The 447-nt window shown below is 68.2% G+C and carries 1 protein-coding gene; it reads left to right on the top strand.

Going from position 1 to position 447, the window contains the following annotated elements:
* Window positions 1–447: YbaK/EbsC family protein (locus AC066S_RS39400; protein WP_478271997.1), on the top strand; the 447-nt coding region annotated here is incomplete at both ends.

Here is a 447-nt window from a genome sequence, read left to right on the forward strand (position 1 = left end):
GGACGCGGGCTTCCGCTTCGCCACCGTGGGCGAGATCGAAGACCACTTCGGCTGCAAGCCCGGCTACCTCGGCCCGCTGAACCTGCGCCAGCCCGTCAGGCTGGTGGTGGACCGCGAGGTGGCGGTGATGGCCGACTGGATCTGCGGCGCCAACGAGGTCGATTTCCACATGACCGGCGTGAACTGGGGCCGCGACCTGCCCGAACCGGAGCTGGTGGCCGATCTGCGCAACGTGGTGGCCGGCGACCCGTCGCCGGACGGCAAGGGCACGCTCGCGATCGAACGCGGCATCGAGGTGGGCCACGTGTTCTACCTGGGCACCAAGTACAGCAAAGCCATGAACGCCACCTTCCTCGGCGAGGACGGCAAGCCGGCCTTCTTCGAGATGGGCTGCTACGGCATCGGCATCACGCGATTGCCCGCGGCGGCCATCGAGCAGAACCACGA

This window comes from Bradyrhizobium sp. CFUWI (genome assembly GCF_056429085.1).